General features: G+C 59.0%; 18 protein-coding genes. 8 read left to right on the forward strand and 10 right to left on the reverse strand.

The annotated features are described in order from the left end of the window. Window positions 1-157: 157 nt before the first annotated feature. The 4 genes from rsmF to AC1P02_RS16210 all read right to left on the reverse strand — a co-directional run bounded on the left by rsmF (window position 158) and on the right by AC1P02_RS16210 (window position 5,592). Entirely contained in the window at window positions 158-1,588 is a 1,431-nt protein-coding gene (rsmF, locus tag AC1P02_RS16195; RefSeq protein ID WP_485182656.1) for a 16S rRNA (cytosine(1407)-C(5))-methyltransferase RsmF, read from the reverse strand. 131 nt (window positions 1,589-1,719) lie between these two features. Then, window positions 1,720-4,272 carry a PqiB family protein gene (locus AC1P02_RS16200; protein ID WP_485182657.1) on the reverse strand — a complete coding sequence of 851 codons (2,553 nt, stop codon included), beginning with the start codon at window positions 4,270-4,272 and terminating at the stop codon, window positions 1,720-1,722. A 101-nt stretch (window positions 4,273-4,373) separates the two neighbouring features. Then, complete coding sequence (locus AC1P02_RS16205) at window positions 4,374-4,982, reverse strand: paraquat-inducible protein A (RefSeq protein WP_005311518.1); 609 nt, start codon at window positions 4,980-4,982, stop codon at window positions 4,374-4,376. Then, a complete protein-coding gene (locus tag AC1P02_RS16210; RefSeq protein ID WP_310011362.1) occupies window positions 4,960-5,592 on the reverse strand; it encodes a paraquat-inducible protein A in 633 nt (210 codons plus the stop codon). Before AC1P02_RS16210 ends, AC1P02_RS16205 begins: the two co-directional genes overlap by 23 nt. Before the next feature lie 147 nt (window positions 5,593-5,739). On the opposite strand from AC1P02_RS16210, the gene prpB reads away from it, so the two are divergent. From prpB to AC1P02_RS16225, 3 genes are read left to right on the forward strand one after another with little or no spacing between them, the layout of a single operon-like run. Further along, window positions 5,740-6,627: a methylisocitrate lyase gene (prpB, locus tag AC1P02_RS16215; RefSeq protein WP_485185471.1), complete on the forward strand. Its 888-nt coding sequence runs from the start codon at window positions 5,740-5,742 to the stop codon at window positions 6,625-6,627. 11 nt (window positions 6,628-6,638) lie between these two features. Beyond that, window positions 6,639-7,766: a bifunctional 2-methylcitrate synthase/citrate synthase gene (gene prpC, locus AC1P02_RS16220; protein WP_059167791.1), complete on the forward strand. Its 1,128-nt coding sequence runs from the start codon at window positions 6,639-6,641 to the stop codon at window positions 7,764-7,766. 10 nt (window positions 7,767-7,776) lie between these two features. Further along, on the forward strand, window positions 7,777-9,222 hold the full coding sequence (locus AC1P02_RS16225; RefSeq protein ID WP_485182658.1) for a bifunctional 2-methylcitrate dehydratase/aconitate hydratase: 1,446 nt from the start codon (window positions 7,777-7,779) through the stop codon (window positions 9,220-9,222). A gap of 75 nt (window positions 9,223-9,297) precedes the next feature. Here the strand turns inward: AC1P02_RS16225 and AC1P02_RS16230 are convergent, their stop codons facing one another. Then, complete coding sequence (locus AC1P02_RS16230) at window positions 9,298-10,041, reverse strand: DUF8198 family protein (RefSeq protein WP_485182659.1); 744 nt, start codon at window positions 10,039-10,041, stop codon at window positions 9,298-9,300. Window positions 10,042-10,270: 229 nt separating this feature from the next. On the opposite strand from AC1P02_RS16230, the gene AC1P02_RS16235 reads away from it, so the two are divergent. Together AC1P02_RS16235 and AC1P02_RS16240 are read left to right on the forward strand one after the other, a co-directional pair. Continuing rightward, window positions 10,271-10,648, forward strand: a complete 378-nt coding sequence (locus AC1P02_RS16235) for a polyhydroxyalkanoic acid system family protein (RefSeq protein WP_085941456.1) — start codon at window positions 10,271-10,273, stop codon at window positions 10,646-10,648. Between the two features lie 303 nt (window positions 10,649-10,951). Next, a complete protein-coding gene (locus tag AC1P02_RS16240) occupies window positions 10,952-12,382 on the forward strand; it encodes a WS/DGAT/MGAT family O-acyltransferase (RefSeq protein WP_485182660.1) in 1,431 nt (476 codons plus the stop codon). 62 nt (window positions 12,383-12,444) lie between these two features. Here the strand turns inward: AC1P02_RS16240 and AC1P02_RS16245 are convergent, their stop codons facing one another. From AC1P02_RS16245 to AC1P02_RS16260, 4 genes are all read right to left on the reverse strand, one after another. Continuing rightward, window positions 12,445-13,245 (reverse strand): hypothetical protein, encoded by an 801-nt coding sequence (locus AC1P02_RS16245; protein ID WP_485182661.1) that lies wholly within the window; start codon window positions 13,243-13,245, stop codon window positions 12,445-12,447. A gap of 13 nt (window positions 13,246-13,258) precedes the next feature. Further along, window positions 13,259-13,927, reverse strand: coding sequence for a TetR/AcrR family transcriptional regulator (locus tag AC1P02_RS16250; protein WP_005311531.1), 669 nt, complete (start codon window positions 13,925-13,927; stop codon window positions 13,259-13,261). A 1-nt stretch (window position 13,928) separates the two neighbouring features. Continuing rightward, window positions 13,929-15,113 (reverse strand): patatin-like phospholipase family protein, encoded by a 1,185-nt coding sequence (locus tag AC1P02_RS16255; protein ID WP_485182662.1) that lies wholly within the window; start codon window positions 15,111-15,113, stop codon window positions 13,929-13,931. Window positions 15,114-15,206: 93 nt separating this feature from the next. After that, window positions 15,207-15,785: a phasin family protein gene (locus tag AC1P02_RS16260; protein ID WP_021138889.1), complete on the reverse strand. Its 579-nt coding sequence runs from the start codon at window positions 15,783-15,785 to the stop codon at window positions 15,207-15,209. Between the two features lie 245 nt (window positions 15,786-16,030). On the opposite strand from AC1P02_RS16260, the gene AC1P02_RS16265 reads away from it, so the two are divergent. Beyond that, on the forward strand, window positions 16,031-18,001 hold the full coding sequence (locus AC1P02_RS16265; RefSeq protein WP_485182663.1) for an SDR family oxidoreductase: 1,971 nt from the start codon (window positions 16,031-16,033) through the stop codon (window positions 17,999-18,001). Between the two features lie 49 nt (window positions 18,002-18,050). Here the strand turns inward: AC1P02_RS16265 and AC1P02_RS16270 are convergent, their stop codons facing one another. After that, window positions 18,051-18,947, reverse strand: a complete 897-nt coding sequence (locus tag AC1P02_RS16270) for an esterase/lipase family protein (RefSeq protein WP_485182664.1) — start codon at window positions 18,945-18,947, stop codon at window positions 18,051-18,053. A gap of 171 nt (window positions 18,948-19,118) precedes the next feature. Between AC1P02_RS16270 and AC1P02_RS16275 the strand changes: the two genes are divergently transcribed. Then, entirely contained in the window at window positions 19,119-19,439 is a 321-nt protein-coding gene (locus AC1P02_RS16275) for a YebG family protein (protein ID WP_021138886.1), read from the forward strand. A gap of 300 nt (window positions 19,440-19,739) precedes the next feature. Beyond that, window positions 19,740-21,017 (forward strand): tyrosine-type recombinase/integrase, encoded by a 1,278-nt coding sequence (locus AC1P02_RS16280; RefSeq protein ID WP_485182665.1) that lies wholly within the window; start codon window positions 19,740-19,742, stop codon window positions 21,015-21,017. Window positions 21,018-21,346 lie beyond the last annotated feature (329 nt).

The following is a 21,346-nucleotide window of genomic DNA, read 5'->3' on the forward strand; positions in this document are numbered from 1 at the left end:
TTCCTTGTACCTGGCATAGGGGAATTGGCTCCTTGCAGAGCCGTGCGCTAACTGGTGTTCGGATAGCCTTAAGCTTAGACAAGGCTCAAGGCTTTTCAAGATCCGAATAAAAGTTCAACCGAAGTGTGGGTTTTCCAGACTCGATCAGGCGCGGAGTTTATGCACCGAACAGATTGTTGTCGCGCACCAGCTCACGGGGCAGGGCATTCTTTACCCGGCTACCTACCCACTTCCCCATGCCCAGGGAGTGCCCCTGATAACGAACGATCACCTCGCCAGTGCCAGCCTCCTGCTCGGGCCAGACGTCCCGCCCCATCATGAATTCTCGCGCATTGGCACTGTCGAGTTCGACAACCCCTTGTGTCGCCTTGTCGCCATAGGCCAGCGCCCACTCATGGGTAAGGCGATAGCCCTTCTTGAAGGTCTCCGCCAGCTTGATGCCGATGCGATCGAAACGCAACTTGCCCTGCAGCTGCCCAAACAGGTGAGGGAAGAGCCAGATCTCGTCATTGCGACCAAACAGCTGACCTGGGGGTACCACACCAAAATTGGCTTCAATCTCGCGCAGCATGGGCTCAGCCTCTTTGGCTGGCAGTGGCGAGAAGGGAAACTTGCCGAGTTTGCCCGGCTTGAACATGGTGTTGGGCACTGAGTGATGCTTGCGTAATCTGGCGACGAAAAAGCCTTCACTGTCGAAGATCTGGGGCCAAACGTGCAGATATCCTTCGGGAGTACAGGCCTGATCCGCATTGGGGAACAGGTCGGCCAGCGAATCAACGGTCAGGGCATCGCCGAACTTCTCCAGCAGAGACTGACAGACTGCCTGGTTCTCCTGCTGGCTCAAGGTGCAAGTGGAGTAGACCAGCACGCCGCCGGGTTTGAGGGCGTGAAAGGCGCTCTCCAACAACCCTTGCTGTACCGCCGCAATCTCGTCGATGCTCTCGATACTCCAGTTGCGCAAGGCATCTTCATCTTTGCGCACTGTCCCTTCGCCGGAGCAGGGGGCATCGAGCAAGATGGCATCGAAGGTCTCCGGCAACCACTGGCCAAACACCTTGGCATCGAAGTGAGTCATGCCCACATTGGTGACGCCGCAGCGCTGGATGTTGGCACTCAGCACCTTGAGCCGACTGCTGGAATATTCATTGGCAACCAGCATGCCCTGATTGTTCATCAGCGCCGCTATCTGGGTAGTCTTGGAACCAGGGGCGGCCGCCGCATCCAGCAGCATGCCATCTCGCTTGACCTGATCGCTGGCAAATAGCGCCGTCACCGGCAACATGGAGCTCGCTTCCTGAATATAAAAGAGGCCGCTCAGGTGCTCTGCGGTATTGCCAAGGGGCACGGACTCATCGACCCGGGTCAACCAGAAACCGGTCTCGCACCAGGGAACGGCATCGAGTTGCCAGCCAAGTGGCTGCATCTGCATCACAAAGTCGGAGACAGATATCTTCAGCGTGTTCACCCGGATGCTGCGCCGCAGCGGCCGCCGACAACTGGCTACGAATTCATCCATGGAGAGATGAGCCGGCATGATGGCCACAATATGGTGCAAGAAGTGATCGGGAAGATAGGTATTGTCGTGCACGGCGCCGTCTCGTTGACCCAAAATAAGGGGCGATATCCTATCACAAGGCTAGGAATTTTCTTAACAGTGCCGACCGGCAACATAAAAAAGCCCGGCGTCATGGCCGGGCTGGTGTGATAGGAAAGAGACGATCAGGGCAGAATGCGAGGGCTCCACTCCAGCCACTCTTTCTCTGCCTTGCCATGCAAGGGGTAACGATGGCCCGCCTTGACGGTCGGCCCCATCTCCCGCTCTGGGGTGTTGAAGGCGATGCCGCCAGCCAGCAGGCTCTGCACGGTTTCCACTTCGATGGTGCCCCCGGTCAGGCCTATATCTGCCTTGACGCCGGAGACGTTCCAGAAGCGGGTGTTGGCCCGAACCAGGTGGGCATATTCCTGATCCACGCTCACATCGATCAACACTTCGCTGCCATCGCGGGCCAACGCCACGCCTGTGACGCTGCCCACCACCAGTTTGCGAAACAGCAAGGGGCTACCAACACTCAAGCCGCTGACCGACGGGCTCTTGAGGGTCAAGGCCAGCCCAACCGGGCCCGTCTGACTCAAGGGAAAACGGTCCTTGCCCGCCCCCTGGCCTGGCTGAGCCTCCACAAAGGCCCCCTTGATCAGGGTATCGAGGTGAGCTATGCCGCCCAATCCCAGCTTGGCTTGTACCAGGGTAAAGCGGGCGCCGGATTGCATAAAGCGCTCCGCATACTGACCATCCATCTCGGCCTTGAAGATCACCTGACCCAGCGATGGCTCCAGCTCGATTTGCTCAATCTTGCCGATGTCGACACCACGATAGCGGATCGGGCTGCCGACCCCCAGACCCGGATTGTTGTCGGCCACCAGAGAGAGGGCGCGCACTTTCGCCCGTGCCTGCTCTTTGCTATCAAACAGTTGATGGTTGCTGCGGCCGGTTCCCAGCCGGTCAAACTCGATGGCACCGCGCAGCAGGGTAGCAAGATTGCCCACCTTGACGTGTACGCCATCGACGCGCACCCGGGTATCCAGGGCGGGTTTTTTCCAGAACTGCGGCTGCCGGGAGAGCAGGGGGGCATAAACGCCGTCAATCTCCAGCTCGATCTCCACCCCTTCTTTGGCCGCGCGCAGTTGCTTGACCTTGCCCGCCTCAAGCCCCAGATAGAGCACGGGTGAGCCGATGCCGATACCATCTGCCTGTTCTGCCTTGAGCAACCAGCGCTGAGGCTTGGCGTCCCGGGTACCGAGCAATGCCAGCTCCTGGCTCGGGTAGAGGCGGTTGATGCGCTCACCGGTGACGGCCTGCACCAGCTTGATACCGCCGCCAATCCAGGCGCTGGCCGGGCTGGTTTCCACCTTGATACCGCTAAGATCGGCATCGATCTGCAGTGGTGACGCCCGATAGAAACGGGCCCGTTTCAGCAAGTGCTGATATTGCGTATTGACCACCAGAGCGACGCTGGCATTGCCGTTTGCATCCAGGCTCAGCTGGTTTATCTGACCAATCGGCAACCCCTTGTACCAGAGCGGAGCCCCTTCATTGAGGCCCGCCAGATCATCGGCCAACAGTGTGAGCCGGGTGCCGCTGACCTGATCCTGGCCGCTCAAGGTGATGGCTTTGACCCTTTCCCCCGCCACATAGTCGAGGCGAATGGCAGGCCCTGCCAGCAGGCGATCAGCGTGCTTGAGACCACTGGCGCCGAGGGAAACTGTCTCCCAGACCAGCCGGCTTTCGTCGGTGATCCGAAATGCTTGTTCCGGGTTGATCAAAGCCGTCACAATCCGGCCCTTGTCGGTCAGGCGAATGGGGTCAATACGGCCAATCTCGATCCCCTCATAGAGGATGGGCATTCCCTCCTTGATGGGCAGATCCCCCGCGGCTATGTCGATCCGCTCACCACGGGCGGCCTCGGCCAGTCCCTTGTAGAGGGTGAAGGTCTGCCCCTTTTGTGGCTCTGGCGATGCTTTGGGAGAGTCAAATGCTATGCCGCCGCTGAGGATGGAGGTGAGGCTGCCCGCCTCCACACTGACGCCGGCCAGACTGAAGGACCCCTTGATGCCGCTGATGTTCCAGAAACGGGTGTCAGCCTTGACGAGGTGCTCGAAGCGCGGCTCGATCACCAGATCCAGGATCACGTTCTGGTTGTCCTGGCCCAAGCGGGTATTGATGACGCTGCCCACCTCGATACCACGGAAATAAAGCCTGGCGCCAATCCCGACCGACCCCAACGAGTCAGCAGTCAGGTGCAACATGCGCCCTTGAGCCTGATAACCCGGGGGAGGGCCATCCAGTGCATCAAACTCCTCTTCCAGCGGATTGTTGTCCCGGCCGGGCTGCAGGTTGATGTAGTTGCCGGAGACCAGGGTATCGAGGCCGGAAATTTCGGTCAGCGATGCCTTGGGGCTCACCAGCCAGAAGTCGGAGCCTTTGCGGATAAGCGAACGGGCTCGGCTGTCTATCTTGGCCAGTACCGCTATCTTGTGGCCATCTTCAGCCAGCTCCAGATCCTGCACCACCCCTATGGCCACCCCCTGATAGCGCAGCTGGGTCTTGCCCGGCAGAATGCCGTTGCCCTGGGCAAAATTGATGCGAATAAGTTGTCCACTGCTCGCAAACTGCTGGTAGATGAACCCGACAGCCAGCAAGAGGGCAATGAAGGGCAACAACCAGACTGGCGATAACCAGCGACGCTTCTCAATGACGGGTTCAGCCCCGATCATACCGACTCCTTAATTGGCTGATGTGAACAGCACTTCAGATACAAACAAATCATCAACAAGTCACCTTGTCCAAAACAGAAAGGGAGATTATCCAAGGGGTATCAGCGGGCCGCTTTGTCCCACAGCAGCCGGGTATCCAGCATCCTGGCCGACATCATGGTCAGCACAACCACACAGGCAAACGCCGTGGCGCCGGGGCCCGCCCGCACATTGAGCAGCACGCCGCGATCAACCAACGCCACCATCAGCGAGATGACAAACAAATCCAGCATGGACCAGCGGCCGATGAAGTCGATGATGCGATACATGATGAGCTGACGCTTGCGCCGCACCGGCTTGGTGCGCTGCAACTGCCAGCAGATCCAGCCCAGCCCCAAAATTTTGCCCACCGGCACTATGATGCTGGCGGTCAGCACTATGGTGGCGATCCCCGACATCTTGCTGCGATAGAGCATCATGATACCGCTGAAGATGGTATCGGACTGCAATAATCCCTTGTTATAGAAGTGGGTGATGGGCAGCAGATTGGCGGGCAGCAACATGAAGGTGGCCAGTGCCAGCAAGCCCCATGACCAGGCCAGCGAATGGGGGATGCGCAACTGCAACTTGCTGTGGCAGCGGGGGCAAACTGCGCCGGCCTGATGGCGAACCAGCAAACCGCAGCTGTGACAGCGGCAGAGCCCCAGCTCACGGGCGCTGGTCTGGGTCATGTTCCGGCTCCTCCAGTGGCACGCGCTCCCAGTAAGGCGCGGGATCAAACAGGGTCAGCAGTGTCATGTTGAGCAGCATCAGAATACCCAGACTCAACAAGCCGCCTCCCAGGCGCACATCGGCGATATCGATCAGTTTGAACAGCGCGACCAGCAGGCTGACGATGTAGACCTCCAGCATGGCCCAGTGACGAAACACCTCCACCGCTTTCAGGGTCGGGGCCAGTATGTGCCAACGCTTGGCCAGGCCACAGGACAGCAAAAAGATCCCGAGCAGCAGGCCCACCGGTGCCAACACGGCGCACCAGAGCACCAGTCCCGCCACCCAGAATTCGTGTTCGACCATCAGCACCATGATGCCCTTGAGCAAGTTGGCATCCGAGTTCACCCCGGCCAGACGCAGGTAGATAAGCGGTTCGAAGAAGGCGGAGGGCAGCAGCAGAAAACCTGTGATGGTCAGGGCCATCAACTGGGAGGGGCGAAAAGCGTAGCGTCCATACAGATGCTGATGGCAACGAGGACAGTGAGCGTGGCGTCGCATTGGCAATAACTTGCGTTCGATCAGCAAGTCGCAGGCCGGGCAGACGATCACGGGATTGGGATCCGACATACGATTCAACCTGTTGAAGGAATTGGTGAAATTTACCCTAAAACCCGCGCCCTGTCTTGCCTGGCACCGTTCTGCCACGAAAGTATGATTGACGTTAACGTAAACGTGATATTAGATAGTCAGACCAGACAAATGAAAGGAGTCATGATGTCCAGCCTTACCCCTTCGGCAGGCCTGCGTTTTCGCACCGCCCTTGCCAACGAACGGCCACTGCAGATCGTCGGCACCATCAATGCCTACATGGCCCTGATGGCCGAACGTAGCGGCTTTGCGGCTATCTATCTCTCCGGTGCCGGTGTGGCCAATGCCTCCCATGGCCTGCCGGATCTCGGCATGACCTCCCTCAATGATGTGCTGATCGATGCAGAGCGGATCACAGCGGCCACCAGGGTACCCTTGCTGGTCGACATCGACACCGGCTGGGGCGGCGCCTTCAATATCGCCCGCACCATTCGCGCGTTCGAGCGGGCAGGGGTAGGGGCTGTACACATGGAAGATCAGGTCACCCAGAAACGCTGCGGCCACAGACCCAACAAGGCGGTGGTATCCCTCAATGAGATGTGCGATCGCATCAAAGCGGCAGTAGATGCCCGTGAGGATCATGACTTCGTCATCATGGCGCGCACCGATGCACTGGCAGTGGAGGGGATTGGCTCTGCGCTGGAGCGCGCCGCCGCTTATGTGGCCGCCGGAGCAGACATGATCTTCGCCGAGGCGGTGACCGAGCTTGGTCAGTATGATCGCTTCAAGCAGGCGGCCGGGGTGCCCATCCTCGCCAACATGACAGAGTTCGGCCAGACCGAGTTGTTTGATAAAGAGGCGCTCGCCAAGCATGGGGTCGACATGGTGCTCTATCCCCTGAGTGCCAGCCGGGCGGCCAATCAGGCCGCGCTCAACGTCTATCAGCACATTCGCCAGGATGGCCACCAAAGAGCCGTCGTGGACACAATGCAGACCCGGGAAGCCCTGTATGACTTCCTCGGCTATCACCATTACGAGCAGACACTGGATCGTCTGTTCACATCCAGGGATTAGGAGGCAAGGTTATGGGACAACAGAAGCCATTGGGCGGCGCCGGCCTGCGGGGTCAGAGCGCGGGGGAGACCAGCATTTGCACCGTGGGCAAGAGCGGTACCGGGCTCACCTATCGCGGCTATGACATCAAGGAACTGGCAGAGGGCGCCCAGTTTGAAGAGGTCGCCTATCTGCTGCTCAAGGGAGCCTTGCCCAGTGAACAACAACTGGTGGACTACAAGCGTGAGCTGCGCCGCCTGCGCACCTTGCCCACCGCCCTGCTGGAGGTGCTTGAGCGCATCCCTGCCACTGCCCATCCCATGGATGTGTTGCGTACCGGTTGTTCCATGCTCGGCGATCTGGAGCCGGAAGATGGCTTCGAGCACGAGCATGAAGTGGCTGATCGGCTGCTGGCGGCCTTCCCTGGCATACTGCTCTACTGGTACAAGTTCAGCCACGAAGGGCTGCGCATTGCGCTCGATACCGATGAGGAGTGCATCGGTGGCCACTTCCTGGCCCTGCTGCACCAGAAAGCCCCGAGCGAGCTGGCGCGCCGCGTCATGCATGTCTCCCTCATTCTCTATGCGGAGCATGAGTTCAACGCCTCCACCTTCGCAGCCCGGGTCTGTGCCTCCACGCTTTCCGATATGTTCTCCTGCATTACCGCCGCCATCGGTACCCTGCGCGGGCCGCTGCACGGTGGTGCCAACGAGGCCGCCATGGCGATGATCGAGCCCTGGCAGGATGAAGCCCAGGCCCGGCGCGAGCTGCAGGCGAAACTCATCGCCAAGGAGAAGATCATGGGCTTTGGCCACGCCGTCTATCGCACCTCGGATCCCCGCAACGTTATCATCAAGGAGTGGTCGGCCCGGTTGGCCGAGGCGGTGGGGGACTCACGTCTTTATCGCGTTTCCTGCGAGGCGGAGAAGGTGATGTGGGAGGAGAAAGCCTTGTTCCCCAATGCCGATTTCTTCCACGCCAGCGCTTACCACTACATGGGGATCCCGACCAAGCTGTTCACGCCCATTTTTGTCTGCTCGCGGGTCACCGGCTGGTGTGCCCACGTGATGGAGCAGCGGGAACACAACAGGATCATTCGCCCGAGCGCCGATTACGTCGGCCCGGCCCCCCGTCATTTCGTCTCTCTGCAACAACGATAAGGAAATCACGATGTCCGCCAACGTCGACGTCAACCACAGACCTTCTCCCGATCAGGTGCTGGTCGATATTGCCGATTATGTCTGCAACCACCCCATTACCAGCCAGGCGGCGCTCGATACAGCCCGCTACTGCCTGATGGATACCCTGGGCTGCGGCCTGCTGGCGCTGCGTTTTCCCGAGTGCACCAAGCATCTGGGGCCCATCGTGCCGGGCACGGTCGTGCCCTTTGGTGCCCGGGTGCCCGGCACCCAGCTCTGTCTCGATCCGGTCAAGGCGGCCTGGGACATAGGCGCCATCATTCGCTGGCTCGACTACAACGACACCTGGCTGGCCGCCGAGTGGGGCCATCCTTCCGACAACCTGGGGGGTATTCTGGCTACCGCCGACTGGCTGTCACGCACTCGCGTCGCCGAGGGCAAGACGCCGCTCACCATGGCCGATGTGCTGACCGCCATGGTCAAGGCTCACGAGATCCAGGGCGTGCTGGCGCTGGAGAACTCCTTTAACCGGGTCGGGCTCGATCACGTTGTGCTGGTGAAAGTCGCCAGTACCGCCGTGGTGACCCATATGCTGGGGGGCAATCGCGATCAGGTGATCGATGCGGTCTCTCAGGCCTGGGTCGATGGCCAGAGCCTGCGCACCTATCGCCACGCCCCCAACGCGGGGTCACGCAAGAGCTGGGCGGCCGGGGATGCCACTTCCCGCGCCGTGCGTCTGGCGCTCATCACCATGAGCGGCGAGATGGGCTATCCCGGCGTACTGAGCGCACCCAAGTGGGGCTTCTACGATGTGCTGTTCAAGGGCAATCAGTTCGCCCTGCATCAGGGCTATAGCAGCTATGTGATGGAGAACGTATTGTTCAAGATCGCCTATCCGGCCGAGTTCCATGCCCAGACAGCCGTCGAGTGCGCCATGAAGTTGCATGAGGAGGTGAAGGGGCGGCTCGACGAGATCGACCGCATCGAGCTCACCACCCATGAATCGGCCATTCGCATCATCAGCAAGGTGGGGGCACTCAACAACCCGGCGGATCGGGATCACTGCCTGCAATACATGGTGGCCGTGCCGCTCATCTTCGGGCGCCTGATAGCCGAGGACTATGAAGATGACGTGGCCGCCGATCCCCGTATCGATGCCCTGCGCGCCAAGATGGTGGTACAGGAAGACAAACGCTACAGCCGCGAATACCTGGAGGCAGACAAGCGCTCCATCGCCAATGCCATCCAGGTCTTCTTCAAGGATGGCAGCCACAGCGCCAAGGTGGAGGTGGAATATCCGGTTGGCCATCGTCGCCGGCGGGAGGAGGGGATACCCCTGCTGGTGGAAAAATTCCAGCACAATCTGGCGACACGCTTCCCGGCCAAACGGGTGCACGATATTCTCGCCCTCTGCCAGGATGGCAAGCAGCTGGCCAGCACACCAGTCCACGCCTTTATGGATCTGCTGGTGATCTGATCCGCAGGTTTCCCCACCAGAAATAGACGCGGGCCGCAGGAGCCCGCTTCTTATTGGAGCGTCATGCGCCGCCAGTCAGGCCAGCACGCTGGCATCCCCGTCAAACAGCGCCTTCATGATGACTGTTTCCCGGCTGGCGATGGTTTCCAGAAATTCGTTGGCCCGCCCCATCTGATGACAGACCCGATAGCCGCGCTCGACAAAAGAGAAAAGCTCGCCGAGCCCCGCCAGATGAGCCGGCCCAGAGACAAGTTTGAGGGTGGTGCCGAGGAAAGGCTTGCGGGCCAACCTGTCAAGCGTCATTCCCAGCTCTGTGACCAGGGTTATCTGATGGGCGCGTCGCTCGGGTTCACCCACTTCCCGATAGGCGAGGGCATACGCCGTTGCCGTCAACCGACCTATGGCGCCACTGCGACGCAGCGCCACCACCATCAGGTAGTCGAGCTCCTCGGAGAGGGCGTCAAGCTCAATCGCCTGGGCCAGCACCTTGAGGCCCGATTCCGGCAGCAATCGCTCGGCGGTCGGCATGACGCGCATCACGTCCGCATCGCGCCGGGCACAATCCCCGGGGCCATAGAGATCCGTCAGGAAAAATTCGGCGGCCGGGCCGTAGCGCTCGCTCTCCAGCAGATCCCTGTGGGTGCGCCCCAAGCGATCTGCCTGCCATTGACGCAATCTGTCTCTGTCTTGCTGATCTTCCGGGTGGTTACGCATCTGCTCGCGCAGGGAGGCGACCCGATTGAGTTGACGATAGAGCCGCCCCAGTGTGCTCTCGTCTTCGGACTGCGGATCATCGGATAGGCGTGTCTCTTGGGTCATATTCAGCTCTCTGGTGACCTGCAACGAATGGCTTGGCGAACGGATAAAAACAGGGAACATGATAAGTGGATAGTGAGGCGGATAGTAGCGTGCACTACAGCGCCGATACATGCTTCTCCTTGAGTGTAACTCGCGGGCGGGCAGGGGATAAATGCGTGGTGCCCTTGCTCAAGCGGCTTTGTTAAGTGAGTCCCAATTATGTTGCAAATGGCTTTCACTTGTTTGATTCATGTGTTTAATATCAATAAATGTTGTCATCGCTCAGAGAGTTAGCATGTTCCTATACGATCCCCTTGTCGGCAGCAGCCTGTCGACCATCCAGGTCAATCGCCAGCACCCTCTGGGGCTGGCCGGTGTGCGGCTCGCCGCCGAAGCCATTGCACAAGACATGAGCGAGGAGTACCAACTCGACTGTGAATGGGAAGATGAGGAAGAGACCCGGTTGCTGTTTCGCGGTGCCGGGGTCAATGGCTTTCTCTGCCTGACCGACACAAACCTGCAACTGGAGGTGCGTCTCGGCCTGATGCTGCTGCCGGTGCGCAGCGTGCTGGAGCAGGAGATCCTCGAATATGTCGATAACCGCCTGCCTTGTCCCAGTCAGGGATAAGCCGCACAGAAACATCAACACTCGCTCTGTCTGTCGCCGAAAATAGATGCCAGACAGCACGCCTGTATATTAACTGAACGATGCGATGACCTCCGAATAACAAATAAACCGGAGACAAGACGAGCGGAACAATTATTTTTTACGATGCCATGTTCACGTCGCCACGTTTCATTCTGCCCAGGCAGAAATAAATTAATCGAAGCGCATTGGCACCAACATATACGACTCCTGTTTGTTCGCCATCGATATTGCAGTCTTCATGGGAAGATGGCGGACAAATAAGCGAAACGGTAGGGAAAAACCATGTCACCGTGTGAACTTATCTCCTGTGTCGATACCGCCTGGCTGCGGATGGACAGACCCAACAATTTGATGCAAATCGTCGGTGTGCTGATGTTTGACGGTCAGCTCGACGAGGCCCAGCTGCGTACCAGTCTCGAGTACACCATACGGGTACAGCCCAGATTTCACCAAAAGGCCAGCCTGGAGGGGGGGGAGTACTACTGGCGTGACGATCCCGATTTCGATCTCGATTTGCACCTCAAGCGGGTGATCCTGCCGGGCAAGGCTGGCAAGGCCGAGCTGGAGCGGCTGGTGGCCGACTTTGCCTCCACCCCGCTCAACCATCAGCGCCCCCTGTGGGAGATGCACCTGGTGGATACCTCCCTCGGTGGTCAGGCGCTGGTGGTTCGCTTTCATCATGCCATGGGAGATGGATTCTCCCTGGTGCGCGCTCTGCTCACCATGATGGATGAGAGCCCGGTGTCCGCGCCGCGCCCGCAGCCCGAGCCCCTGGCCAGCGACCATGATGACGACCACGACGCTCATCAGGGCAGTCGCCTGCTGCGAGCCGGTCTCAAGCTGACCGGCACCCTCTGGTCCAAGTATGTCGAAGTACTGACCCATCCCACCAAGGCGATGGACTACCTCAAGATAAGCCGGGATGTGACCGCCGAGCTCTACACCATCGCCACCCTCTCCGACGATGCCAGGACACGGCTGAAAGGGGAGACCGGCAGCACCAAGCGGGTGGCCTGGTCTGAACAGATACCGCTACCGGATGTGAAGGCGGTAGGACGGGTGCTCGGCTGTTCGGTCAACGATCTGCTGATTGCCGCCACCGCAGGAGCGCTTCGCCACTATCTGATTGAGAAAGGGGATGACGCCGATGGCGTCGCAATACGGGCCCTGGTGCCGGTCAACATGCGCGCCCCCGACGACAACGGTGCCCTTGGCAACCGGTTCGGGCTGGTGGCCCTGGACTTGCCTCTGGATATCGAACACCCATTGCAACGGCTGCATGCGGTGCGAGAGCGGATGCAGGCGCTCAAGTCCTCCCTGCAACCTGCCGTGGTGCTGAACCTGCTGGAGGTAATGGGTATGGCCCCCAAGGCCTTGCAACAGCAGACCATCGATATTCTCTCGGCCAAGGCCAGCGCCGTCATCACCAATGTGCCCGGTCCCCAGCAGACCCTTTATCTGGCCGGTGCCCGTCTGCGTCAGCCCCTGTTCTGGGTGCCCCAGGCGGGTGACATAGGTGTCGGTGTCTCCATCCTCTCCTATGACAACAAGGTGCAACTTGGCCTCATCACCGACAAGAAGCGGGTGCCGGATCCCGACCTTATCGTCGACCGCTTTGCCGTGGAGTTTGAACAACTGCTGTTGCTGGTGCTGATGGAACCGGATCTGGTCTATGACCCTGCGATACTCGAGCAACTACTACAAGGAGGCTAGGTGTACCGAAAAACAAAGAGGCCAACCCTTGGGTTGGCCTCTTTCATGGCCACAAGGCGGCGTTATTCGTCCTCCAGTTCCTCACGGGCCGCTTCCACATCGAGCCGCTCCATGGCATCCATGGGCTCACACTCGGCAGCCTCGGCATAGAGCGCTTCGGCCGCAGCCATCTTGCTCTTGCCATGCATCATCACCATGGCATTGGCGTATTCCATGCGGGCGATGGTGGAGTGGGGCAGTATGGCCAACGCAGCCTTGAAGTGACGCTCAGCTTCGTCTTTTTTGGCACCATAGGTGATCCCGCCAATCATGGCGCCCAGCTTGTCGATGATCTCCGCATGCCAGGCACCGAAGGCGATGTGGGCCTCGGCATGCTCGGGGGCCAGTGTCAGTGCTTTTTCCAGGCTGGTTTTTATCTTGTCACCTATCCCTTGTGACAGGGCCTTGGAAACCGAGATCACCTGGCTATAGCGACCCAGCGCCAGGGCGTGGAAATACCAGCCATTGGCATTGTCGGGCTGACGCTTTTGCAGTTGCTCGGCGTTGCTGGCGGCCAGCTCGAATGCCGCCCGCTTGGCGTACTTGTCATCCAGCAGGTAGCTGGCGTGGATCACCAGCGCCTTGTTCACCACGTTGAGGCCAGCGTCCCCCGCCGCATTCCCCAATGCCACCGCCTGACCGAAGTCACCGGCATGGTAGGCACGCCAGGCCGCCTGCACCTGAGTATCCTGAGGCCAGGGCTCTGCATCCCCCTGATGCAGGCGAGCCCAATGTTGCTTGAGACCCGCCCCCGCGTAGTCATAGGCCACGTCCGGCCAGGGGAACGGGGTGAACTCGGACAATTTTTGCTGTGAAGTGGTCATGTTGTGCTCCCTGTTAAAAGTCGGAATTGGGCGCCCTCGTCGCAAGGGACGGGCAGTAGTGCATGGCGATGGCATCCAGATGGGCACGGGCATTGGGCCGCAGACGAGGGGCCACCAGCTGCATTACCTGAAACACCCCGAGGGCGATGTCGGCATCGGCCCGCGGGTGCAGTGCCCGTTGATAGGAGATCCAGAAGGTGCCCACCAGCGCGATATTGGCCGCCAGGGCAGCAATCTGGGCATCGCTGCCCTGCAGCAAGCCACTGCCGGACAGGCTGTGACAAATGGCGGCGGCGGTCTGTTCCTTGCGCCGAAGCAGAGCAGAGAAGCGCAGCTCCACCTTGTGATTGCCGCTCATCAGGGTGCTGATGTCGTAGTAGAAGAAGCGATATTTCCAGATGAGTTCGAACATCAGGTGCAAGAAGAACCAGATATCTTCTGTTTCATCCAGCGGAGGGGTGACGGTGTCGAGCAGATGAGCCATCTCCTGTTCGAATTCGCCGAACAGGGCGTTGACTATCTCTTCCTTGTTGTGAAAGTGGTAATAGAGATTGCCCGGACTCATCTCCAGCTCAGCCGCGATGGCGGAGGTGGTGACGGTCGGCTCACCCAGCAGATTGAACTGGGTGAGGGCGGTGGCCAGGATCCGCTCCCGCGTTCGCCGCTTTGGTTTGCTGTCCATGCTACTCCTTCGGTTGCCGGCGGCCCTTGCCGCCATAACGGTGGGTCAACCAATGTTGCAATTGGGTCAGGGAGGCATCCAGTGCTGCGACCGAGCCAGTTCCCGGAGTGAGCAGGGAGCGCTGCTGATCGGTCAGCGCCCCCAGATTGAGCTCAAGCCCATGTTTGGCGAGGATGGGGCCAAGTTCTGCCCGGCGCTGCCACAGATCACGACGGGTATGCTGGAAGGCGTGCTCGCACAGGTGGCGGCGATCCCGATAGCTGAACACATTGGCAAAAAACATTTCGCCATCAGCCTGGGAGGGTTCGAACAGCAAGGCGTCGGCATCCGGGTACTGATGCTTGTAGCGATCCATCCCCACGTGCATGCGCGAATGTATGATGGCGCGAAAAGTCTGGGCCAGCACCACAGGCAAACCACTGTCCACCAGATTGGCGGGGCGCTCGCTGGCGATCCCCGCATCGAACGGCACCAGCGGATTGATGCAAAACACCAGGTCGGCTCCCTCCTGCAGCGCCACAGAGGCATGCAGCGTCTTGATGAGGGCCCCGTCCACATAGTGACGACCATTGATCAATGACGGTGGAAACAGGCCGGGCAGGGCAGCAGAAGCTTGTACCGCCGCCGAAATGGGCACGTCATCGAGTCCCGGGCTGCCAAATGCCACGGCGCGGCCTGTGTCGAGCTCGGTGGCGATGACGAACAGACGGCTCTTGAGTTTGCGAAAGTCATTGCTGCGGCCACGGCGAGAGAAAAATTGGGTCAGGAAGCGATCCACCCCGCGGCTGTCAAACAAACCGGTCGGGATCGCTTTGGACATGCCTTGCAAGGAGCCGAGCAAGCTTTTGTTCCAGGGGGCGGAGAGATAATCGGCCAGGCACTCCCACGCCAATGGCGGCAGTGAGGTCAGTCGGCCAAGGTATTCACCGAAAGCGGGGCGCAGCAGGGTAGAGGGGTCGAAAAACTCGCTGCTGTCATCGCTGAGCAGGATCCGCACCAGCTTGTCGGGGGAAATGCCATTGGCCAGCGCCGAGGCAACGACGGCACCGGAACTGACCCCCACATAAATATCGGCCTGTTCGAAACGCAGCCCCTTGATACTGTCGTCCAGGGCGGCGCAGGCTCCGATCTCGTAAATCCCCCCCAGAGGACCCCCTCCAGCGAGGGCAATCGCAATCGTGCTCATGACACAGCCTCCCTTCTCAAGCAAAACCGGCCCAGCAAGAGGGCATGGGCCGGTCAATCACTATGCCAGGCCAAGCAGGTCTGGCCGGTCAGATCAGGAGAGGGTAGTCTCGCCCTTCTCCTTGACATCCTTGGCGACTTTTTCTACCTCGGACGCCAACGCCTTGACCTCTTCTTTCACCTTGGCGATGGGGGCTGCAGCCTTTTTCACCGGTGGCTTCCTGGCCGCCGGTTTCTTGGCGACAGTGGCGGCGGCAGGTTTGGCTTCGGCAGCCGGTGCAACCGTGTCATCCTGTGCATCGACCAGTTGCTGTACTACTTCTGTCAGCTCGGCCATCCGCTTGGAGAGCTTGTCGATATCCTTGCGGGTCGGGATACCCAGGCTGGCGACGGCGCGGGCCACGCGATCCTCGAACACTTGTTCCAGACGGCCCCAGGTACCTGTGGTCTTGTCAGTGATGGCCGCGATCTTTTCGTCGGCACTCTGACGGGTGCGGGTCTGCAATGCTTCGCCTTCCTGCACCAGGGCTTCGAAGATCTTGCCCCCTTCCTCTTGTGCCTTGGCATAGGCACCCAAGCCCGCCAGCCAGATCTGCTGGGTGGATTCTTTGATGGTCGAGGTGAGCTGGTTATCGGTCACCGAGCTTGCCAGCGATTTCAATTTCTTGGCCATGATTGTTTCCTTACTGGAGAGTGGGATTAGGTAATGACAACAACCTTGGAACATTCGTTGTGGCATTACTGAGCTTTCATTCTCAGTCTATGGGGAAAAAATAGAGGGTTCTACCTAATAACGGAACAGGCAGTCGTGGTAATTTTGGTCTCGGTCACGAAGATGATGTTCGAATGCATATTTCCAATTGAAGCGTGATATATCTAACGACAACTAACAGCCCAATCAGTAAGGGAATAAATACCATGGACTATTTCATCACGGGGGGCAGCGGTTTTATCGGCCGCCGACTGATAAAAAAACTGCTGCAGCGCCCGAATAGCCGGGTGCATTTCTTGATGCGCGCAGCCCATCTTGAGCGGGTACCCGAATTGCTGGCTTACTGGGGAGTCGACGAGCAAAGGGCCATCCCGATCGTCGGAGACATGACCCATCCCCAACTCGGAGTGAGCGCCACCGAGCAGGAACCACTCGTCGGCAATATCGATCACGTCCTCCATCTCGCTGCCATCTATGACCTCAACGCCAAGGCGGGCATTCAGCAGCAGGTCAACACTGAGGGCACCCGTCAGGCGCTGCAACTGGCCGAACGACTCGGCGCTCGCTGCTTCCATCATTGCAGCTCCATCGCAGTGGCCGGTCTGTTCGACGGCCTGTTTCGTGAAGACATGTTCGATGAGGCAGAGCACCTCGACATGCCCTATTTCCAGACCAAGCACGAGGCCGAGGGCATAGTGCGTAAGGAGAGCACCATCCCCTGGCGCATCTACCGACCCGGTATAGTGGTGGGGGATGCCAACACAGGCGAGATGGACAAGGTGGATGGCCCCTATTACTTCTTCAAGACTATCCAGAAGCTGCGGCGCCTGCTGCCGCCCTGGATGCCCGCCATCGGCGTCGAGGGGGGGCGCATCAACCTGGTGCCGGTCAACTTCGTGGTGGATGCCATCGATCACATCGCCCATCTGGACGGAGAGGACAACAAGGCATTTCACCTGACCGACTCCCATCCGATGCGGGTTGGCGACATGCTGAGCACCTTCTCCCGTGCTGCCCACGCGCCCGAGCCCGCCATTCGCATCAATGCGGCCCTGTTCAGCTTTATTCCCCGCCACCTGATGGCCATGCTGATGGCTCTGACGCCGGTGCGCCGCATTCGCGATGCAGCCATCGCCGATCTCGGTCTGCCCAAGGATATTTTCCGGCTCATCAACTATCCCACCCGCTTTGACAACCGCGAAGCCCAGCGGGTACTGAAAGGCACCGGCATTGAAGTGCCGCCGCTGCACAGCTACGCCTGGCGGTTGTGGGATTACTGGGAGCGTCACCTCGACCCCGAGCTGTTCATCGACCGCACTCTGCGCGGCCGCGTCGAGGGCAAGGTGGTGCTGATCACCGGCGCCACCTCGGGGATCGGCAAGGCCACCGCAAGAAAGTTGGCCGAGGCGGGCGCAACAGTGCTGACTATTGCCCGGGACGAGCACAAGATTGCACAGACCCAGGCCGAGTTTGCCGAGCAGGGCTTGACCCTGCAAGTCTATCAGGGAGACATGGCGGACCTCGCCCAAGGGGAGGCTATTACCAAACAGATAGTGGCCGAACACGGCGGGGTGGATATCCTCATCAACAATGCCGGCCGCTCCATCCGTCGCGCCATCGAGGACTCCTTCGATCGTTTCCACGATCTGGAGCGCACCATGCAACTCAACTACTTCGGCACCCTCAAGGTGATCATGGGGGTGCTGCCCACCATGATCGAGAAGAAGAAGGGTCACATCATCAATATCTCATCCATCGGGGTGCTGACCAATGCGCCGCGCTTCTCCGCCTACGTGGCCTCCAAGTCGGCGCTCGATGCCTGGGTGCGCACCGCGGCGTCCGAGTTTGCGGATAAAGGGGTCAACTTCTCCATCATCAACATGCCGCTGGTGAAAACCCCCATGGTGGCGCCGACCAAGGTGTATGAGCAGGTGCCCATGATGACACCTGAAGAGGCCGCCGATCTGGTGTGCGACACCATCATCAACAAGCATGTACGGCTGGCTACCCGCCTCGGAGTATTCGGTCAGGTGATCCATGCCCTAGCGCCACGAGTGGCCCAGGTGATCATGAACACCAGCTTTCGCACCTTCTCGGATCCCAAAGAGGGCGGCGAGTCCAAAGCCTCTGCGGATCAGATGGCGGTCTCTACCCTTATCAAGGGCATTCACTTCTAACCTGCTTTCATCGATCAAGAGAGAGCACAAACACCAAGGGCCTGAGCAATCAGGCCCTTTTCGTTTCTGGCTGGGCGCGGGCAAGCAGGGTCAGCAGCAGGGCCGTGGTACGGCGCGAGTAGATAAGGGAGAGGTGGCCAAGGGCTGAGAGCTCTATGTCCTCCATGCCCGCCATCAGCTGACGGGACTGGGGCAACACAAAGTTGTCATGACTGGTGCGCACCGAAATCCCGGGCACACACAGTGGCACGGCGGCAAAGCGTTGCAGCCAGCCGGAGCCTGGCTCCATCTCCCGCGCGTTGTCACCCAGTGCAATGGTCGCCAGCTGGCTGCCCTGATGGGGCGTCGCCAGGGTAATAAGCTGCGCCACCTTGCCACCGCCGGCCAGGGCAAGATAGTCACGGCACACCAGCCCCCCCATGCTATGGCCAATCAACACCAGCTGAGCGGCACCCGTGGCAGCCAGCACTTCATCGATACGCTTGGCCAGCAGGGGGACCATGTCATCGAGATGACCGAAAGGAGGAGTCAGGGTAACGGTGGCGACCACGTGACCGGCCGCTTCCAGACGGGCTCTTTGTACCCGCCAGATCCCGCGACTGCAACCGTAACCGTGAACCAGCAGCAAGGGCAGGGGGGAGGGGGTAAGCCTGTCCGGCGCCATCAGCAGCCGCTCAAATGGCAGCAGCCAGGTGAAGGTAAACAGATAGGCGAGCATCTCCCAAACCACCATGCGTAACCAGGCCCGCAGGCCGATGGCCGGTGCCGGATAGAAGCGGGAGAACCCACAGGTCAGCAATACCACCAGGCAGCGCAGCCCCAATAACGTCAACACCACAAACAGCAGGGAGAGCAGGGGGGAGAGGCCAATGACCAGATGCGCGATGCCCCCAAGGAGCATCACCTCAACCAGCAGCAGTATGAGCAGTTGTCTTGTGATCGTCATGAGCCCATCATCCAGCTTGCTTAAAGCGGAAGTCAAATGACCCTTTCATCAATGTGATGATGGCCGCGTAATCGGCCACAGTCTCTCATCATCACCCGCTTTATCTGGATATTTGCAATACTGTATATCCGTACATATACTTGTGTTCACTATCATGAGGAGGACGCCATTATGGCTGTTGAAATCAAATATGTTGTCGTGCGTGGGGGAGTGGAAAAGATGACCTTTGCCAGCAAGAAAGAGGCGGATGCCTATGACAAGCTGCTGGATACCGCCGACGAGTTGATGACCTTGCTGGCGGGGGCACCTGTCAATCTGGAACCCGAACAGCAAGAGACCCTGGCCTTCTACCTGGCCGAACAGCGTGACGTACTGCAAAACGTACTGCGCGGTGGCAAGGCGCAGGGGAGTACCAAAGAGGATCCCCAGCCAATGGAAGAGAAGGCTGACGCTGACAAACCCAAGGGAAAATCCCTCAAGAGCGTGGCGTGAAGGCAAGGGGAGTAGAGCGCCAGGTTGAAACAGTGAAACAGCAAGCTCAAACACCCCAAGATATTCACAATTTAAGAATTTACAGTCAATTTTACGGATATTTACCCCGAGAAATTTCGAACAAGGGTGCATATCCATTGAATAAACATAGAAAGTCGCCCAAACGGGTTACAACAGCCGATGCAGCATCGCACACAGCTGGATTTTTTGTCACATCATGATGCCGATAACCCCATTTATCGGCATCAGCTTTTGAACAGAGCACACGGCTCCCATCCTGTAGACCAAGCAAGCACCACCATGACCTCAATGTTACTTCCACCCGCCATGCCGCTGTTTGACGGCCTTGCTCACCTGGAAACGGGCAATCCCCAGGTCAATCAGTATCTGGCCAACCTCAGCCTGAACGACGTGCCCGATGCAGGCCTCGTCTACGAACTGGCAGTCGACTGGCTGCTGGAGCAACGCCATAACGAGAACAACTACAAAACGTACCGTAGCGAGCTGACGACATTTTTGCACTGGTGTTTCAGCGAGCTGGCCATCAGCCCGAAAGACCTGACCCGGCGCATCATGATGCGCTATCTCGACTATTGCCAGGCGCCACCAGACCAGCTGATTGCTTACCGCAATGTGGCGCAGTTCATCCTCGACAAAGAGTGGGGAGAACGGCTGCCCAATCCGTTGTGGCGGCCATTCCTCGGCAAACGGGAGCTGGGCCGCGAGCTGCCATACCGTCTGAGCGAACAGGCAATGAAGACCAAACTCGCCATTTTGTCGGCCTTCTTCCAGTTTCTTATCCAGGAAGAGTACATGGACAGAAATCCGGCTCTGCTGCTGCAACGAGTCAAGCGACCGGTCCAGCAGGAACCAGATGATCAGGGCCAGGCCTTCACCGAGCTGCAGTGGTCCTATGTCATGCAAGCGGCCGAGCGACTGGCAACCGAACAGCCAGAACAGCATGAACGCAGCCGCTTTCTGATAAGCCTGATGTACGCCTGTTATCTGCGCATCTCGGAAGTGGCAGCCAGACCCGGGTTCACGCCCATCATGGGTCAGTTTCGCCGCGACGGCAAAACCGGCGTCTGGGGGTATTACATTCCACGCAGCAAGGGCGGAAAACGACGTACTGTGGCGGTGTCTCAGGCCTTGCTGGAAGCGCTCAAGCGCTATCGCACTTTCTTGGGGCTAGCGCCATTGCCGGCCCCCAATGAACAAACACCACTCTTTGTACGCCATAAAGCCGCCGCGCATGGCCGTGAACAGGGAGAGCTCAATGCCAATCTCGGTATCCGTCAACTACGTGAACTGGTCATGACGGTGATCCAGACTGCAGCCAATCTGGCCGAACAGGATGGTTTTACCCAGGATGCCGCCGAGATGTGCAATCTGACGCCGCACTCCATTCGCCACACCGGCATTACCCATGACATCAATCTCAATGGTCGACCCTTATCCCATGTTCAAGCTGACGCGGGTCATGACAGCATAGACACCACCTCCAAATATCTGCACACCGGCAACAGTGAACGGCACGAAAGCGCCAACCATAAACCGCTTGATAGGTTGCATGAATGAACGTGTGTTGGTGTGTCGATGAAGAGTGAGAGATAACAAATCAATGTGAGTGATACAGTGGCCAACCGAACACGCGCGCTGATAGGAGCAAGAGCGAACGTCACGAACCAGATGAGTGCCAACTCGGTAGCGTGTTTCATCTCATAAACAAAACCGCGTATAATGCGACGTTTTGTTAAATGCCCATCCGAAACCGGCCGATAAGCCAGCCCACGCAATTTTGCTGGTTTATCAGGTATTTACTTGGATGGAACGAGAGTTGACCAAAAACTTCATATTTCGCTGGTTTGAATGCGGCTTTTCCGTTGAAGAGGTGGCAAATCTATGTT

It is taken from the genome of Aeromonas sp. TS_SC_11, assembly GCF_057318915.1.

Excerpts from the sequence above, each read along its gene's own strand:
- prpB (WP_485185471.1), top strand. The coding sequence starts at position 5,740 with ATGTCCAGCCTTACCCCTTCGGCAGGCCTGCGTTTTCGCACCGCCCTT.
- AC1P02_RS16275 (WP_021138886.1), top strand. The coding sequence starts at position 19,119 with ATGGCTGTTGAAATCAAATATGTTGTCGTGCGTGGGGGAGTGGAAAAG.
- AC1P02_RS16235 (WP_085941456.1), top strand. The coding sequence starts at position 10,271 with ATGTGTTTAATATCAATAAATGTTGTCATCGCTCAGAGAGTTAGCATG.
- AC1P02_RS16270 (WP_485182664.1), bottom strand. The coding sequence starts at position 18,947 with ATGACGATCACAAGACAACTGCTCATACTGCTGCTGGTTGAGGTGATG.
- AC1P02_RS16250 (WP_005311531.1), bottom strand. The coding sequence starts at position 13,927 with ATGGACAGCAAACCAAAGCGGCGAACGCGGGAGCGGATCCTGGCCACC.
- AC1P02_RS16210 (WP_310011362.1), bottom strand. The coding sequence starts at position 5,592 with ATGTCGGATCCCAATCCCGTGATCGTCTGCCCGGCCTGCGACTTGCTG.
- prpC (WP_059167791.1), top strand. The coding sequence starts at position 6,639 with ATGGGACAACAGAAGCCATTGGGCGGCGCCGGCCTGCGGGGTCAGAGC.
- AC1P02_RS16280 (WP_485182665.1), top strand. The coding sequence starts at position 19,740 with ATGACCTCAATGTTACTTCCACCCGCCATGCCGCTGTTTGACGGCCTT.
- AC1P02_RS16240 (WP_485182660.1), top strand. The coding sequence starts at position 10,952 with ATGTCACCGTGTGAACTTATCTCCTGTGTCGATACCGCCTGGCTGCGG.
- AC1P02_RS16205 (WP_005311518.1), bottom strand. The coding sequence starts at position 4,982 with ATGACCCAGACCAGCGCCCGTGAGCTGGGGCTCTGCCGCTGTCACAGC.
- AC1P02_RS16225 (WP_485182658.1), top strand. The coding sequence starts at position 7,777 with ATGTCCGCCAACGTCGACGTCAACCACAGACCTTCTCCCGATCAGGTG.
- AC1P02_RS16265 (WP_485182663.1), top strand. The coding sequence starts at position 16,031 with ATGGACTATTTCATCACGGGGGGCAGCGGTTTTATCGGCCGCCGACTG.
- AC1P02_RS16200 (WP_485182657.1), bottom strand. The coding sequence starts at position 4,272 with ATGATCGGGGCTGAACCCGTCATTGAGAAGCGTCGCTGGTTATCGCCA.
- AC1P02_RS16255 (WP_485182662.1), bottom strand. The coding sequence starts at position 15,113 with ATGAGCACGATTGCGATTGCCCTCGCTGGAGGGGGTCCTCTGGGGGGG.
- AC1P02_RS16245 (WP_485182661.1), bottom strand. The coding sequence starts at position 13,245 with ATGACCACTTCACAGCAAAAATTGTCCGAGTTCACCCCGTTCCCCTGG.
- AC1P02_RS16230 (WP_485182659.1), bottom strand. The coding sequence starts at position 10,041 with ATGACCCAAGAGACACGCCTATCCGATGATCCGCAGTCCGAAGACGAG.
- AC1P02_RS16260 (WP_021138889.1), bottom strand. The coding sequence starts at position 15,785 with ATGGCCAAGAAATTGAAATCGCTGGCAAGCTCGGTGACCGATAACCAG.